A 16,448-nucleotide genomic window follows, 5' to 3' on the forward strand; every position below is an offset into this window, starting at 1 on the left:
ACTAAAAAAAGATAGAAGGTGACATTTTGGAAATAACATCGTTGATAAATAGAGATCTTATAGATCTTGAAGTCGTATCCGTGGATCAAAAGAAAGTCATTGACGAACTTGCTTCTTTACTTATAAAACAGGATCGAATCGAATCGAAAGAAGTTTTTGTTCAGGGTGTCCTAGAAAGAGAAGCACATTTTACAACAGGTTTTGGCAATGGTATTGCTATTCCGCACTGTAAGAGTGAAACGGTAAAGCAAGCTAGTGTGGTTATAGGGAAATTGAAAAACGGTGTGGATTGGAAGGCGATGGATGAAAATGATGTCTATTTTGTCATCATGCTCGCGATTCCGGAATCCGAAGCCGGAACCACACATCTCCAAATTCTTGCCAAGTTATCAGGTAAATTAATGGATGAAGATTTTCGGGAAACGTTGCTAAATTCGACGAAAAAAGAAGATGTGCTTCATTTGTTAGAGGAATGTGTTACAGAATAAAACACGATAAGAAAAGGGAGAGATAAAGTTATGAAAATTATAGCAATCACAGCATGTCCAGCAGGTGTTGCACATACGCATATGGCGGCGGCAGCTTTGGAAGCGTCAGCTAAAAAACTTGGTGTAACGATTAAAGTAGAAAAGCAAGGTGCGATGGGGATTGAAAACAAGATTAAGGAAAAAGAAGTAGCTGAAGCAGATGCTCTAATTCTTGCAGTTGACACAGCGATTGCAAAAGCGGAACGTTTCGAAGTTATACCAACTGTAAAAGTTGCGGTTGCAGAAGCCGTTAAAAATTCTCAAGGGTTAATCAATCAAGCGATTGAACTTGCAAAGAAATAAAGAACGTAAAACAAGGAGATGATCTCTTATGAAGAAAGTTTTTGAAGAAGTAAAAACACATCTGATGACAGGTGTTTCTTATATGCTGCCATTCGTAGTAGCAGGAGGTCTGCTGCTTACAATTGGTTTATTACTAGGCGGCGGAGAAGAACATGCAGGATTTGCGAAAAAGACGGTAGACACTGGTGTTCTTGTTTTAAAATTAATGGTTCCAGTAATGGCTGGATATATGGCCTACTCAATAGCAGACAGGCCGGGTATTGCACCAGGTATGATCGGCGGTGTCATTGCCAATGAGATTGGAGCAGGATTTTTAGGCGGAATTGTTGCTGGTTTTCTAGCAGGTTATATTGTAAACGGTATCAAGGCCATTCCGATGCACAGATATTTGGTTCAATTAAAACCGATTATCGTTATTCCATTGCTTGGAGCAGGAATTGTTGCGTTATTGATGTACATTATTGGACAACCTATAGCTGCCTTATCACATGGGTTAGAAGGTTGGCTAAAATCGTTAAGCGGAGGCAACCTCATTGTCCTTGGGCTGATTATTGGTGCAATGATGGCATTTGATATGGGTGGCCCTGTTAATAAAGTAGCCTTTGCCTTTTGTGTGGGAATGTTGAATCAAGAAGTTTATGCCCCGATGGCAGCTTGTTGGATTGGAATCATGACACCGCCAATTGGATTAGCATTAGCTACAAGAATTGCGCCTAAGAAATTTACAGCTGCAGAAAGACAGAGTGCCCTGCCAACAACGTTTATGGGTGCAACTGGGATTACTGAGGGAGCTATACCATTTGCCGTAACGGATCCACTTCGGGTTATTCCGTCCATTGTCATCGGATCAGCCGTAGGTGGCGCATTAGCATTAGGACTAGGTGCTCAAGCCCCTGTACCGAGTGGCGGAGTGTTTGTTGTTCCTTTCTTCATTAAACCAATGATGTTTGTGATCGCATTTGCAGCAGGTATTATTGTTACCGCTGTTACAACGGCGGCTTTAAAGAAAAAGGTTGAAGAGGAAATGCCAATTTCTGAAGATGCATAAATAAATCAGTGTGGAGGGATCTAATTATAGTTCCCTCCTATTCCATATCAGCCAAAGTAGTAATGGAGGTTTTTTAAATGAAATATCATGTTATTTCACATACCCATTGGGATCGGGAGTGGCACCAAACCTATCAGCAATACAGAGTTAGACTAGTGCAATTTATGGATGAGCTTATGGAACTGTTAGAAAACACACCCAAGTATTCATCCTTCCTATTAGATGGACAAACCATAGTATTGGAAGATTATTTGGAGATCAAACCTGAAAAAAAAGAAGCGATTGCGAAGCTAGTTTCAGAAGAAAAATTAATAATAGGACCTTGGTATATACAGCCTGATGAGTTTATTCCAAGTGGAGAATCACTCATTCGAAACTTATTGATTGGACAAAAGATCGCTAGTCATTTTGGTCCTTCTATGCAAATTGGTTATCTGCCTGATTCATTTGGACAAGCTGAACAAATTCCTCAAGTTTTAAACGGATTTGGAATTAAAAATGCCCTTTTTTGGAGAGGGATCACGAATGAAGAAACAACGAAAACCGATTTTTGGTGGAGAGGTCCTGATGGCTCGAAAGTGTTAACCACACATCTTCCTTTAGGTTATGGAAACGGTAGAATGCTATCGACGAATCTAGATGAGAATTTGCAAATTTTAGACGAGAATATGGACGAGTTGAAAGATATGACAAATTCACCAAATATGCTGTTGATGTGTGGATTTGACCAAAGGAGTGCGAACAAGGATTTGCCTGAAATCGTGGACCATTTGAACGATCATTTTTCTTCTCAAGATAAAGAGCAATTCATTCAGATTAGTAAGCTTCAAGATTATTTTGATGCTGTAAGACAAGAATCTGAAAAACTGGAAATACTGCAGGGAGAATTCAGAAAAGGGAAGAACATGCGCGTACACGTAAGTATTGCATCAACAAGGCTGGACTTAAAGAAGCAAAACTTTGAGGTGCAAAATTTATATGAAAATTATTTAGAGCCGATTCATTCAATGTCGTATCTTCTTGGGAACAGCTATGATAACGCGATGACGAATCAAGGTTGGAAATATATCCTTCAGAACCATGCACATGATTCGATTTGTAATGTGTGTACAGATGCTACTCATAAGGAAATGGAGCTTCGGTATCAATATGCAAAGCAAATTGGTGATTCAGTTCAAAGCAGTGCATTGGATAAACTAATAGAAAAAATCAAATTCGATAACAGTAAAGGTATTCCATTAATCGTTTTCAGCACCTTAGGATCTAAAAGAAGCAATTTGGTGGAAGCTACAGTTCAACTTAAAAATGAGCAATTTGCCATGACAGACAGAGACGGAAATGTGATTCCTTATCAGGTTGTGGAATCGAAAAAGGAAAATTTAAATGACAAGCAGATTGAGATCGGTGTAAAAAATGAGGATCAATTCGTTTGGACATCAAAAATTAGATTTTTAGCCAAAATAGATGGGTTAGGTTACGAAACCTTTTATATAAAAGAAAATGAACAAAATCCGGAAAAATCATCTTTTGTTTATCAAGACGGTGTGTTCTCAAACGATTTCTTTGAAGCTAAGATTCAGGAAAATGGCTCATTGACGGTTAGAGAGCGTTCAACGAATAAAGAATTTCATCATCTAAATGTATTTGAAGAGAGCGGGAATGCTGGGGATGAGTACGATTATTCTCCGCCACGAGAAGATGTGGTGATTTCGACCAAGAATTCAGCTCCTGAAATATCGCTCATTCATAATGGACCTATCTTTGCCACTGTAAAAGTTGTACACACGATTGATGTTCCGATCGATACAGATGTAAATGGAAGAGTGAAGGAAAGAAGACCAATGACGATCGAAACTTACATGACTGTTAACCGTCATGAAGATCGCATCGACTTCAAAACGGTGATTCACAATTCAGTAAAAAATCACCGGATTCGTGCCCATTTTGAGACAGGTTTAAAAACGGAAACCCATACCGCTGATCAACAATTCGGTACGATTCAACGTGAAAATTACTTGCCGCAAGTTGAATACTGGGAAACAGAAAAATGGGAAGAAAAATATTATCCTATCTACCCGCAGCAAAAATTTGTGAACGTATCAGATGATGACTGTGGAATAACGATTCTGAATAAAGGACTTCCTCAATATGAGATTCTAAATGCCGAAGAACCAACAGTTGCTCTCACCTTGTTATGCGGTACAGATTATATGGGAAAACAAGATCTCGTAGACAGACCCGGAAGACGGTCAGGTCTGCATGTTGAAACTCCCGATAGCAGTCTATTAGGAACACACGTTATGGAATATTCAATCATTCCTCATGCAGGAAATGAAGTCGATGCAAAAGTAGGCATGAAGGCAAATGAGTATATAGCACCTATGCTAGCGGTTCAAGTGAATGGATACTCAGAATCTTCAGCTTTCCAAGATCACGATCGTTTCTTTCAGTTAGATCATAACGATATGGCGATTAGTGCGGTAAAAAAAAGTGAGAATGATGAAAGTATGATCGTGCGAATCTACAATACAACCAACCATGAGATTTCTTCAGTGAAGGCTTTTATAAACACATCGTTTTTTACAAATGTTGAACGAGTGAATCTAAACGAGATTACGGACACTGAATGTAAAGATGGAGTTGAAATCAACCAAGGGATGATTGAGCTTCAAAATATCTCCAGTAATGAAATCATAACTTTGAAGTTAAGCAGATGATGGTTTAAGCGTTTTATCGTATACTTTGTTATTTTACTAAAGGTACTTTTCTAAAGAATAAAAAAAGGTTGATTGGACGTAAGGGGCGAGACTCCTCGAAAATGGAAATCACATTTTCTTCGTGCGATGTAACGCGGCCGTTGCTTTCCTTGTCCTGCGGGAGCAGCGGGACAGGTGAGACCCCGCCGGCGCAAGGCGCCATGGAGGCTCACCGCCCGCCCCGCGGAAAGCGAGCATCCTGTATCGGAAAGCAACCACTCTACTTTAAGGATGATATAAATGGCAATAATAAGCACAAACATGTCTTTTAAAGAAAGGAGGTTATTTTATTGGTTTTTTTAAACAATCGTTTAAAAGAAATAATGAAAGAGTTGCTCATGAACCATGAACCTGTTACTAGTGCCTATTTTTCAAGACTTTTAGGCGTTACTTCACGAACGGTCCGAAATGATATAACCGTATTAAATCAGGAATTAAATAAGATTGGCGTAAAAATTGATGCACAAAGGGGAGTTGGCTATTTTATCGAGCCTAAACCAGATCAAGAAATACGTGAATTGATCGAAGAGCTGTTTGGCATTAATGAAATTTCTCAGAAGAAATTGCCCGTCTTACCTGAAGAAAGAGTGCTATATATCTTGAAAAGTATTGTTATGGCTGATGATTTTATTACAATTGAACAAATAGCAAATGAATTATATGTAAGTAAATCTACGGTTGATAATGATTTAAAACAAGTAGAAAAGTTATTGAGTGAATTTAATGTCTCTCTATTTAAGAAGCCGAATTATGGGATAAAATTAGTCGGAAATGAGATGAACATCAGGTTTTGTTTATCCGCTTGTTTATCCGATTTTAAAAATGAACCATCTCAGTTCCATGATGAGAATGATAGTAATCACTTTGTTGAAGGAATCGACATTGATTTAATCACATCCATCACAAAAGAACATCTAAAGGAATTGCCTTTTAACATTGCTGATCTCCCACTAAATAACCTGATCATGCACATTGCGATTGGCATACAGCGTATTAAAAAAGGAAAAAACATTGAACTGGAAAGTCTTGATCTGAATCATCTTCAAAATCAGAAAGAATATGATACGGCTTACCGAATAGTTGCTTCATTAGAAGAAGCTTTTTGTATCAAATTCCCTTCTGGGGAGACGGGTTATATCACGATCCACCTGATGGGAGCGAAACGCTTTCAAGACGGTCAGCTGCTAAAGGATGATTTTATTGAGCTGATAGGAGAAAGCAATCACGAACTGATCACCGATATTTTGATTGAAATAAATAGCGTTTACGAGCTGGACCTTAAAGGCGATAAAGAATTCATCTACGGATTAGGTCTCCATTTAAGATCTGCCATGAACCGGATGAAATACAAAATGAACCTTCGAAATCCCATGTTAAAAGAAATAAAAGCAAGCTATCCCTTTTCTTTTGAATTAGCGATTGCTGCTTCAAACATCATTCAACAAAAGTCAGATGTCATGATAAATGAAGATGAGATCGGGTATATTGCCGTCCATTTAGCAGCAGCGATTGAACGGATGAAAAATAAGAAAAAAAGAAAAGTAAGACGTGTTGCCGTGGTTTGCGCATCAGGATTAGGAACGGCCAAATTGCTTGCAGCGAGCATCGAAAACAAGTTTCCAGGAATAACGATTGTTGGTACTTATCCATCTTATTCAATAAAAGATATTAAACAGGATGACGTTGATCTAATTTTAAGTACAATCCCTATCTCTGAAGAAAGGGCCATTCCAATCCTGGAGATTAATGCCTTATTAACAGAGGAAGATGTAAGCAAAGTAAATGATTATATATCGAATGAATATCTGGGTGAAGAAAAAGAAAAAACATTTGAAGAAATTAGTAAATTATTTAATGAAGAATTATTTTTTACAGCTATCGATAAAAAAGAACCGATTAGTGTTATTCAAACGATGGCTAAAAGTCTCGAGTCGAAAGGGTACGTTGATGAAACTTACTTAGACTCTGTTCTGGAAAGGGAAGAAATTTCATCAACTTCAATCGGTAATTTTGTTGCGATTCCTCATCCTCTGAATCCGAATGCATACGACTCTTGCATTGCGATTGGTCTATTAAAAAAACCAATAAAATGGGGAGAACATCAAGTTCAATTTGTTTTGCTGCTTGCATTAAACGAAAAGGACAAAGAGAAATTCAACCTTCTTTTTACTAGACTGTGGGATCTTGTTCAGGACAAAAAGCTAGTTGCCGAGCTTTGTAATACATCCGATTTTACAGAGGTCATGTCGAAAATAGCAAAAATGAAATAAATAACTTTAATGAATATGGGGAGGGCTTCATCATGGTAAAAGTAGCGATCGGACAGATTACACCAGCAACAGGTCAAAAAAACGTGAACCTGGAAAAGATGAAGAAATTTACGATAGAAGCTGCAGAAGAGGGTGCTAAATTAGTCGTTTTCCCGGAACTTGCTTTGACTGGCTACAACTGCGGAGATGATTTTTTTGACGTAGCTGAAGCCATTCCCGGCGATGCTACCCGTTTTTTTGAAGAATTAGCGATTCAGTATGATATCTACATTACATGGGGAATGCCGGAAAAAAGCTTGAACGGAATTCTCTATAATGCTGCAGCGCTTGTAGGGCCTGAAGGATTTGTTGGCAAGTGGAGAAAGAATACACTCCCAGGACACGCAACTGATCAGTCTGGACCTGGAGCATTTCCTGACAGACGGTACTTTAAAGCAGGGGAAGATCTCAATGTCTTTGATACGAAAATTGGCAAGATCGGTCTCCTCATTTGCTATGATCTATTCTTTCCTGAACTAGCAAGAATGCTTACTTTACAAGGAGCAGAAATCATTATAGGTATTTCTGGATCTCCAGCATTTGAGAAGGATATTTTTGAGCCTATCGTAAAAGTAAGAGCGATGGAAAATACCGTTAATCTTGTTTATACAAACTTAGTCGGTAAAGAAGGAGAGACTGAGTACTGGGGCGGCGGCTGTATTATTGGTGCAGGGGAGCCAGAATCGAAAATACCGGGAACACCAATGATATGTAATGCGCCGTACGAAGGTGAATGTATCACAATTGGGGATGTAGACATTCAGCAACCTAATAAAATACGTCCTTACTTTCCTGTGCTAAGAGATTTAACAACCCGAATGTACGAACAACTTGCTGAACTGCATCGGAAAATCACATGATGAATAATGATAGCCCCTTGCTCTCAAGGGGCTTCCTACTTATTTAAGGTTTGAGATTTTTGATTGATAAACTTAGAGTTGATACTTTCGGGGTCTATTTAGAGGCTTCCAATTTTGATTCTACTCGAAATAATCTTTTGTTTAGCACTTCTGTTTTTGAATCAATATTGTTGTTGAATAACTTTAATAATGCAATAACATCTTCATTTTGGCCAATTTCAATACGAGTCACTATATCACGTATGTCATGGACACTATCACGTATTTCATGAACACTTGATTCGAAAGATGTTTGTCTGACTTCCAAACCTTTTTGTCCTTCTCTAAATTCCATTTGTCCATTTTCAAGATTGCTGAGTTTTAACAAGATTTCGTTCAATACTTTTTCCACATTTTTCACCTCCTAACTCGTCTTACTTATCATTTTACAATAGTTCATTCTTATCGTACAGTTGGGGTAAATTAAACAAGTGTTTAACATACAGGAGGTCATTGCATGAGTGTCATTGATATTAACTGCGATATGGGTGAAAGTTTCGGAGCTTACCGGATCGGTACGGATGAAGAGATTGTAAAATACGTAACATCAGCTAACGTTGCGTGTGGTTTTCATGCAGGTGACCCGGCAACGATGTTTAAAACGGTTAAACTGGCGCTCGAACATAACGTGGGAATCGGAGTTCACCCAGGATTGCCCGACCTTGCTGGGTTCGGCCGCCGTAATATCGATATAACACCACAAGAAGCATATGAGATGGTCGTTTATCAGATCGGTTCATTATGGGCGTTTGTAAAAGCAGAAGGCGGAAAGCTTCAGCACGTAAAGCCTCATGGGGCACTTTACAACATGGCTGCCGTGAACAACGATTTGTCCGAAGCGATTGCTGAAGCAGTTTATAAAGTTAATCCTGAGCTGATTCTTTTTGGGCTCGCGAACAGTGAACTTGTAAAAACAGGCGAAAAGATCGGACTTCGAACTGCATCCGAAGTTTTTGCAGACAGAACGTATCAGCAGGATTGCACATTGACTTCGCGGAAACTGCCAAACTGTATGATTGAGAACGATGATGAGGCTGTTGCACAAGTAATCCGCATGGCAAAAGAGGGAAAAGTGCTCACACAGCAAGATGTTGATGTGGATATAAAAGCAGATACAGTTTGCATTCACGGAGACGGAGCACACGCATTATCGTTTGCGAAGAAAATCAGAGAAACACTAGAGAATTCAGGGATTACCGTACGCAAAATCGGTGAAAGTCTATAATTTAGAGGAGAGGCTGGCCTTAATGGTTCAGCTTTTTTATTTTGTTGGGCTTGTTTAAGATGAGATTCCCCATTTTATTAGTTATTCCCACACTTTTAAACGGGGATCGCACACTTTTTTCGCTTATACGCACACTTTTTGTACAAATAACCACGAGCCGCCAAAACTCGACACACATAGCCTCTCCTCATTTCGCCTGCACTTGTGTAATATGAAAATATCAATATAGAAAGAAGGAACGAAAATGATCTGGGCTTACGTATTTTTGTTTTTAGCCTCATTCGCAATGGCGGCATTGGATTTCCCGAAATGGAGCTTCATTCCGGTGATCTTAGCATTTTTCACATGGATCGTTCTCACCCGAATCTATCCGTTGGTTTGGGAGAAAGACGCTGAAAAAGTAAAGAGGCATCTAGAGAAATCCAGACTTCCTTATTACCGATTTATCTTTGAACTTCTTTTTGAGAATGTAGATAAAGCGGAAAACTCACTCGCAAAAATTAAACAAAAAGCTGTTAAGGATATGGCAAAAGTGATGCTGTGGACGAAGCAACAAAAATATGAAGAAGCCAAAAGCGTTCTCAGCACGATGAAGAATAATGATTTCAAGTATTATTACGGAGCAGTTATTGCACAAAAACAAGAAAATCAGCAAGAATATGACGAGTATAAAAGTCGATTAAAAGACGCCGCTTATCTTACCTGGCTGGAAGCAGAAGAACATGCAATCGCTGGTCATAAAGATGTGGCATTTGCTATTGTAAACGAGCAGATCAGAACATTAAAAGGGTTAAAGCTCTTATCTGCCATCCATTATAAGGAAACTCTTTTGGAGCGCTAAATTTAGTCAAAAAAAACTGCAACCCTTTGTTAGCGAATGTCTAACAAATGTGGTGCAGTTCGGTGAGATGAACATGTTTTTTTATGTTACTTGTCAGCTGTTTGTTGTTTGGAATCTTCTTCCGGTGCCTTATCGTTTTTAATAAAAAGTGAAATGATAATCCCTAGTAAAGAAAGAACAGAGACGACAATAAAAGCCATATTCGCTCCATACATATCCGGATGGGGGATTTCTGGACGATCCTTCGCATGATCGGCTGACATCGTCATGACAGTGACTAGAATGGCAGTTCCGACTGACGCTGCAATCATTTTCATCGTATTATCCATTGCTGCTCCGTGAGGAATCAACCGTTCAGGTAACCGGTTAAGCCCTGCTGTAGCTACCGGCATCATGACCATCGATAATCCGAACATCCGCACCCCATACATGACCATGATAAAAGTAAAGGACGTTGATGGACTTAAATTTGAGAGGGCGAATGAAGAAACCGTTATAATCGTTAAGCCGGTAAAAGCAAGCCATCTAGCACCAACTTTGTCAAAAATTCTTCCTGTTATTGGCGACATCAATCCGGTAATCAAGGCTCCCGGTAAAATAGCTAAGCCAGCTTCAAACGCTGTAAAATCCCTCATGTTTTGCATGAACAGCGGGATAATCGTTTCTGCCCCGATCAGTCCCATGAAGGTAATCATTCCAATAGCTACCGTCAGAGGGAAAATCGAATTCTTAAACACTCTGAACTCAAGCATCGGATGTTTTAAACGTAATTGTCTCGTAATAAAGATTACGAGTGCTAACAATCCGATTCCTAGCCAAATGAGTGTACTCGAAGCTAACCATCCATTATTACCAGCGCACGTAAACCCATAAAGCAAGCCCCCGAATCCGAATGATGAAAGGATGATCGATGGAATATCAACTTTCGGCTTGGTAATCTCCGTTACATTTTTCAAAGCAAAATAGGCTACCAAAATATCGATAAGCGCGATTGGCAGGATAATGAAAAACAAGACTCTCCAAGAATAATGAGAGGTCACCCAGCCTGATAGTGCTGGACCGATTGCCGGTGCAAAGGAAATAACGAGTCCGACAAGCCCCATCGCAGATCCGCGCTTATTCACCGGAAAAATCATTAAGAATACGGTTTGCATAAGCGGAAGCATGACACCTGCTCCACTCGATTGAATAACTCTTCCAAGCAGCAGCATCTCGAAATTTGGAGCTAATCCCGCCACTAATGTACCGAAGGCGAAGATACTCATTGCCGATATAAAAAGCTGCCTTGTTGTGAAACGTTCTAACAAAAAGGCGCTCACAGGGATCATAATGCCATTTACTAGCATAAAGACAGTCGTCAGCCATTGCGCACTGTTTGCCGTAATATGCATTTCATCCATAATTGGCGGTATGGCAGTAATCATTAACGTCTGATTTAAGATCGCGATAAATGTTCCTGCCAACAGAAGGGTCACTATCGTAGATTGTTTATAGCCTGGTGCAGTCTCCATCACCTGTCCCTCATTCCTAGAAGCATTTAATCGGTAAAATCTAGTATTAAAATTTTATCACTGGATCTTGATTACTAATGTTTACAAGCTTACACGTTTTCCCACAAAAATAACAATAAATCGCTCTTGGCCTATTAATAAAATAAGCTCTATTATTTGATCGTGTTGATCATCCTTGGAAGTCCGAAAATCCATTCCCTTTCCGCTGACGAACCGCCAAGCTTTAACAGAGCCATAAAATAAAAAAGGCTTTCCATTTAAGGAACGCCTTTCTGCGTTATCTGTCACTCTTTGTATCTGCTGATTTTTTACCGTTATTTCTCCAACCGCTAAATGCAAGAATACAAGTTAACGCAAAAAATACAATCACACCAATCCACAATTGAATTGTTTCAGAGAATGGATTCCTAATAGAAAAGGGAAGAGTCATCTTACTTTTAATAAAATCACTAATTAAGTTGAATACGAACACAAAGGCACTTAATACAATGAGTTCTTTAAGAAATGAGCGTAATTTCAACTCATTCTTTACCCAGCGCAGCAATGCTAATGCAACAGCAAGTCCGATGAACATCGACCAATCCATATGAACACCTCTAGAATAGATAATCTTTAAATGAAAAAAAGATGTAAAACATAGCAAAAATCAAAGGGATGAACATGGCGATCGTACTCTTCCTTTTGTTCAACTCCCACGTATTAACACCGAGCGCAAAGATACTCGCCAAAATCACGAAAATACCGATTTTCTTCAGTACAGGAAAATCCGCTATGATTCCGGTGAAAAGCAGAAGCGTGCCTAAATGTCTAAACACATCTTCAAAATAAACAGAAGGCTTTTTGATGCTTTTCCAAAACTCTGATTTATCCTCTTTGGTTAGTTTTTTTAGGAAAATGAACGCTGCAATACCCCATAAGAACATGAGGGAAATAACATCGGATTGTGACATATGGATTCCCCCTGTAACAACACCTTTATTCCATAATAATCCATTTTATGATGTAAAACTATGGATATTTATTTTATAATGAGAGGGTGTCTACTTTAAGGGAGGTTCATATGAAACGTTCATTTTTGGCATTGATTTTATTTGGATTGATTTTGGCAGGATGTTCGTTGAAAAAAGAAACAGAAATAAAAAAAGAAACAGAACAGATTAAGACAATAGAAGTGAACGATCAATTGGCACCTGAGGAAGATTTTAATGGGCAGTTCAAAATCACTGAATCAAGAAGGATAGAAAAGAACCAACTAGGAATCGCAGGAAAAGGAGCTAACGGTAATGTCACTTTTAGTATCATTGGTGATAACGGAAAGATTCTTTTCGAAAACTCAGTCATGCCAGATGAAAATGGTGAGTTTTCTTTGAAAATGGGCATCGATTACAGCGGTAGCTTAACCATAAAAGCAACTAGCGATGGTGAAAAGACAAGAACAGATTTACCTGCTTTATAAAATTCTTTAATCGAGAACAAAAAAAGCTAAATCGTAGTGAAATTCGCTGCGGTTTTTTCTTTGATATATAAGGATTTTAGTTAAAAACAAGTTATTTTATCTCCTTAATTACTTGTTTAATAACTTACCAATTACGGTGAAAAAAGGTTAAATGATAGCTCAATCGAATTTATAATTAGGTTAAAAATAATGAACTTTATTCAGTTAACGGGCATTGAAACTAAACTTTTTTTATAATGAGGTGAAAATTTTATGATAATAATGATAAATGGGCCATTTGGTATTGGGAAAACCACGATCACTAATGAACTTCTAAATGAGGTAAAAAATTCTATGTTATATGATCCTGAAGAGATAGGTTTTATGTTAAGAAATGTTATCCCTGACGAAGTAAAGCAACTTGAATCCAAAACTGGGGACTTTCAAGATTTGCACTTGTGGAAAGAGTTAACTGTTAAGGTAGCCGAACGATTAGTTGCTCATTATAAAGTTAATTTAATCGTACCTATGACTATTCGTAATCCCGAATACCTGGATTATATTAAAAATGGATTTCAAAATATCGATAAACAAACATACCACTTTTGTTTAACTGCAAGTAAGGATACGATTTACGAAAGACTTAGGAATCGGGGAGAGGAAGAAGGAAACTGGTGTTTTCAACAAACTGAAAAATGTTTAAAAGCTTTTAGTGAATACAACTTTGAAGAGTATATCGACACTGAAAATGTTAGCGTTGCAGTTATTATTGATAACATAAAGAAAAAGCTTATTCATTTTTGAAACAAAAAGGAAATTTTTCAACGATCGGATGCTTATCTATCATTAGGTAAGTGTCTTTTTATTTGAATAAAAAGATTAAGAGTTAATCTCCATATTTTGAAGTATTTGGTATTTAGAGTCGCAGGATAGGGGAGAATTGAAGGATATTTGTGATAAATATTGAACTAGTAAAATATGGATAAAATATATGATTTTGGGGGTTGTTAGTATGTTCTGGTTGTTTCTTGTAATTCCATTGGTCCTTGTTATTGCTTTGGCTGTTTTAGTTGATAGAAAGAATAAAAGAAAAGGGCTTAAAACAAAGGTAAAACATAGTGATATTAAGTATATGTGTATGCAAGAACCTCCAGAAAGCAGCCGGTCAACAAAATAGTCGGAACGAAACCAGGAAATCTGTCTAACCTTTTACTATGAACGGGTATATTAATGGAATATGTATAAAAAGACCAGACAGAAATCTGGTTTTTTTTATGTTATTTAATATTATGAAGCGATTTCAACTGCTAATGTGACTGTTATTACTGTAGTTATTTTCCATTTTATCCTTCGAAATTATAAAGAGATCACTAAACACAAAGTATAGATAAATAGAATAGTTTCAATAAATCATTTGTATTTTACGTACAACAAAAACTGCGTTACATTAATAACATTCCATTGAAAACATATTTTTTACATAACTATTTGTGATTATATTCACATTCAGGAAGGGGCAGCTAAATGGGTGTATTAATAAGAGTGTTACAAGTCGGCATTCTGATTTTCTTTTATCTCATCGGAAATGCTATAACCAAATACTTGCACCTTCCTATACCAGGCAGCATCGTTGGGTTAATTCTTTTATTTTTACTTCTTCAATTTAAAGTCGTGAAATTGGAATGGGTCGAGCTCGGTGCTACATTTCTTTTGTCTGAACTTCTTCTTTTCTTTGTCCCATCAGCAGTCGGCATTATTCAATATGAAAAGATCTTAAGTGTATACGGCATCAAGCTCGTCCTTGTCATAGTATTAAGTACAATTGCTGTAATGGCTTGTACAGGACTTTCATCGGAACTTTTCTCCAAGCTTAGAAAGGATGTTTCCAGTGACTCTGACTCTAGAAATAATTAGCTTTTGCCTGACGACCTTCATCTTTTATATGTGTAAAAAAATCTATTCCCACTGGACTCTTGTGCTTTTATCGCCCATTTTAATCACACCGTTCCTTCTTATCGTGTTATTGGGTATTTCCCATACGCCTTATTCAATTTACGCTGAAGGGACGAAATGGCTAACTGAATTATTGGGACCTGCAACGGTCGCGTTTGCTGTTCCGATGTATAAACATTTTCATCTGCTAAAAAAACACATTGTTGAAATCATACTCAGCCTGATTACCGGTTCGTCTGTTGCCATCGTTTCAACATTTTTGTTTGCGCTTTGGCTTCATCTAAGTCCTTCCTTGATCAATAGTTTGGTTCCACGCTCCATCACGACACCGATCGCCATGGATATTTCCAAAACCATCGGAGGGATTCCGACCATGACCGCGGTCTTTGTAATCGTGACAGGATTGACGGGAACGGTAATCGGACCGGTGCTTATTCGTATTCTTTCGATAAAAAAATCCACATCCAAAGGATTAATGCTTGGTATGGGAGCGCATGGAACGGGAACATCGAGAGCGTTTGAATTCGGCGAGCTGGAAGGGACGTTTGCGAGTCTTGCCATGATTGTTGCAGCGGTCATTACGATCATTCTGGCGTTTACAATTTTTCCAGTGCTGCAGTCAGATCTTCTTTAATAAAGAGACTGTTCCCATGGTCATTCTTATGACACACAGGGGATGGCCTCTTTCCTTATGGATTCTTACCTTGACGCCACATAAACTTCTCCTTAATCCATATAAAGCACTTTTGCGTTATTTCATACTTTTTCATCAAATAAAAAAGAAGCCAAAACCACGGTTTTGGCCACCTTATCAAAATATTGTCCCAAATAAGCTTTAAAGGACCCCAAACTTCTCATCCCGCACGTCCGTAATGAACATGTGACCTGGGGCGTGGGTGATCATGATCTCTGGCTTCACATGCATGGCTACAGCTTGAGGTGTGACTCCGCATGCCCAGAACACGGGAACTTCACCACTGCGAATCTCAACTGGATCACCGAAATCGGGATTCCCGATATCACGAATTCCAATGCTCTCAGGATTTCCGATGTGAATGGGAGCGCCATGGACAGATGGGAAGCGGCTCGTCACTTGAACGGCTCGCACTACATCTTTTTCAGGAATAGGACGCATGCTTACGACCATCGGACCTTCAAAGCGTCCAGCTTTCACACACTGAATGTTCGTTTTGTACATGGGTACGTTGCATTCTTGTTCGATGTGCCGAACCGAAATATCATTGTTCAGCAATGCGTGTTCAAACGTGAAACTGCAACCGAGCAGAAATCCAACCATCGAATCATCCCATAAATCCTTGATATCCGTTCGTTCCTCATCTAACACGCCATGCCGGTACACGCGGTATTTCGGAATATCCACACGCAGATCGGCGTTAGGTGCGACGATCGCAGGGACCGCTGAACCGGGTTCTGTTACATCCAATACCGGACATGGTTTCGGGTTTCGCTGGCAAAACAAGAGAAACTCAAATGCCAACTCTTTCGGCAAGACGGCTAGATTTGCTTGTGTATAGCCGCCTGATAGTCCACTCGTCGGTTTTACCCAGTCACCGCGTCTGATCAATTCACGGGCTTCGTTTGGATTCATTCTTTCAAAAGACTGCATGTTATCCCCCTAGT

At 38.7% G+C, this 16,448-nt stretch carries 18 protein-coding genes; 13 read left to right on the forward strand and 5 right to left on the reverse strand.

What is annotated here, in order from left to right; genetic code table 11:
- Nucleotides 1–26: 26 nt before the first annotated feature.
- The 6 genes from RGB74_RS02755 to RGB74_RS02780 all read left to right on the forward strand — a co-directional run bounded on the left by RGB74_RS02755 (nt 27) and on the right by RGB74_RS02780 (nt 7,803).
- Nucleotides 27–488: a PTS sugar transporter subunit IIA gene (locus RGB74_RS02755; RefSeq protein ID WP_310761464.1), complete on the forward strand. Its 462-nt coding sequence runs from the start codon at nt 27–29 to the stop codon at nt 486–488.
- A 30-nt stretch (nt 489–518) separates the two neighbouring features.
- Nucleotides 519–830, forward strand: a complete 312-nt coding sequence (locus RGB74_RS02760; protein WP_310761465.1) for a PTS fructose transporter subunit IIB — start codon at nt 519–521, stop codon at nt 828–830.
- A 28-nt stretch (nt 831–858) separates the two neighbouring features.
- Nucleotides 859–1,878 carry a PTS fructose transporter subunit IIC gene (locus tag RGB74_RS02765; RefSeq protein WP_310761466.1) on the forward strand — a complete coding sequence of 340 codons (1,020 nt, stop codon included), beginning with the start codon at nt 859–861 and terminating at the stop codon, nt 1,876–1,878.
- A 77-nt stretch (nt 1,879–1,955) separates the two neighbouring features.
- On the forward strand, nt 1,956–4,595 hold the full coding sequence (locus RGB74_RS02770; protein ID WP_310761467.1) for a glycoside hydrolase family 38 N-terminal domain-containing protein: 2,640 nt from the start codon (nt 1,956–1,958) through the stop codon (nt 4,593–4,595).
- Between the two features lie 329 nt (nt 4,596–4,924).
- A complete protein-coding gene (locus RGB74_RS02775) occupies nt 4,925–6,904 on the forward strand; it encodes a BglG family transcription antiterminator (RefSeq protein ID WP_310761468.1) in 1,980 nt (659 codons plus the stop codon).
- Between the two features lie 32 nt (nt 6,905–6,936).
- Entirely contained in the window at nt 6,937–7,803 is an 867-nt protein-coding gene (locus RGB74_RS02780) for a carbon-nitrogen hydrolase family protein (protein WP_310761469.1), read from the forward strand.
- A gap of 94 nt (nt 7,804–7,897) precedes the next feature.
- Here RGB74_RS02780 and RGB74_RS02785 read toward each other — a convergent pair whose 3' ends face one another.
- On the reverse strand, nt 7,898–8,194 hold the full coding sequence (locus RGB74_RS02785; RefSeq protein WP_310761470.1) for a hypothetical protein: 297 nt from the start codon (nt 8,192–8,194) through the stop codon (nt 7,898–7,900).
- A 105-nt stretch (nt 8,195–8,299) separates the two neighbouring features.
- Between RGB74_RS02785 and RGB74_RS02790 the strand changes: the two genes are divergently transcribed.
- Complete coding sequence (locus tag RGB74_RS02790) at nt 8,300–9,067, forward strand: LamB/YcsF family protein (protein ID WP_310761471.1); 768 nt, start codon at nt 8,300–8,302, stop codon at nt 9,065–9,067.
- 244 nt (nt 9,068–9,311) lie between these two features.
- Nucleotides 9,312–9,908, forward strand: a complete 597-nt coding sequence (locus tag RGB74_RS02795) for a hypothetical protein (RefSeq protein WP_310761472.1) — start codon at nt 9,312–9,314, stop codon at nt 9,906–9,908.
- Between the two features lie 86 nt (nt 9,909–9,994).
- On the opposite strand, the gene RGB74_RS02800 is transcribed toward RGB74_RS02795, so the two are convergent.
- The 3 genes from RGB74_RS02800 to RGB74_RS02810 all read right to left on the reverse strand — a co-directional run bounded on the left by RGB74_RS02800 (nt 9,995) and on the right by RGB74_RS02810 (nt 12,369).
- On the reverse strand, nt 9,995–11,419 hold the full coding sequence (locus tag RGB74_RS02800) for a DHA2 family efflux MFS transporter permease subunit (RefSeq protein WP_310761473.1): 1,425 nt from the start codon (nt 11,417–11,419) through the stop codon (nt 9,995–9,997).
- Nucleotides 11,420–11,696: 277 nt separating this feature from the next.
- The gene (locus RGB74_RS02805) at nt 11,697–12,005 is read right to left on the reverse strand and encodes a hypothetical protein (RefSeq protein ID WP_310761474.1); all 309 of its coding nucleotides are present in this window, start codon (nt 12,003–12,005) and stop codon (nt 11,697–11,699) included.
- 10 nt (nt 12,006–12,015) lie between these two features.
- The gene (locus tag RGB74_RS02810) at nt 12,016–12,369 is read right to left on the reverse strand and encodes a hypothetical protein (protein ID WP_310761475.1); all 354 of its coding nucleotides are present in this window, start codon (nt 12,367–12,369) and stop codon (nt 12,016–12,018) included.
- A 110-nt stretch (nt 12,370–12,479) separates the two neighbouring features.
- On the opposite strand from RGB74_RS02810, the gene RGB74_RS02815 reads away from it, so the two are divergent.
- From RGB74_RS02815 to RGB74_RS02835, 5 genes are all read left to right on the forward strand, one after another.
- Nucleotides 12,480–12,875, forward strand: a complete 396-nt coding sequence (locus tag RGB74_RS02815) for a hypothetical protein (protein WP_310761476.1) — start codon at nt 12,480–12,482, stop codon at nt 12,873–12,875.
- A 252-nt stretch (nt 12,876–13,127) separates the two neighbouring features.
- The gene (locus RGB74_RS02820; RefSeq protein WP_310761477.1) at nt 13,128–13,658 is read left to right on the forward strand and encodes an AAA family ATPase; all 531 of its coding nucleotides are present in this window, start codon (nt 13,128–13,130) and stop codon (nt 13,656–13,658) included.
- A 208-nt stretch (nt 13,659–13,866) separates the two neighbouring features.
- On the forward strand, nt 13,867–14,031 hold the full coding sequence (locus RGB74_RS02825; RefSeq protein WP_310761478.1) for a hypothetical protein: 165 nt from the start codon (nt 13,867–13,869) through the stop codon (nt 14,029–14,031).
- A 347-nt stretch (nt 14,032–14,378) separates the two neighbouring features.
- Entirely contained in the window at nt 14,379–14,768 is a 390-nt protein-coding gene (locus RGB74_RS02830; protein ID WP_310761479.1) for a CidA/LrgA family holin-like protein, read from the forward strand.
- The gene (locus RGB74_RS02835) at nt 14,743–15,441 is read left to right on the forward strand and encodes an LrgB family protein (protein WP_310761480.1); all 699 of its coding nucleotides are present in this window, start codon (nt 14,743–14,745) and stop codon (nt 15,439–15,441) included. The genes RGB74_RS02830 and RGB74_RS02835 overlap by 26 nt, the downstream gene beginning before the upstream one ends.
- A 201-nt stretch (nt 15,442–15,642) precedes the next feature.
- Here RGB74_RS02835 and RGB74_RS02840 read toward each other — a convergent pair whose 3' ends face one another.
- On the reverse strand, nt 15,643–16,434 hold the full coding sequence (locus RGB74_RS02840; protein WP_310761481.1) for a putative hydro-lyase: 792 nt from the start codon (nt 16,432–16,434) through the stop codon (nt 15,643–15,645).
- Between the last annotated feature and the right edge of the window lie 14 nt (nt 16,435–16,448).

This window comes from Bacillus sp. NEB1478 (assembly GCF_031582965.1).
Classification (GTDB): domain Bacteria; phylum Bacillota; class Bacilli; order Bacillales; family Fictibacillaceae; genus Fictibacillus.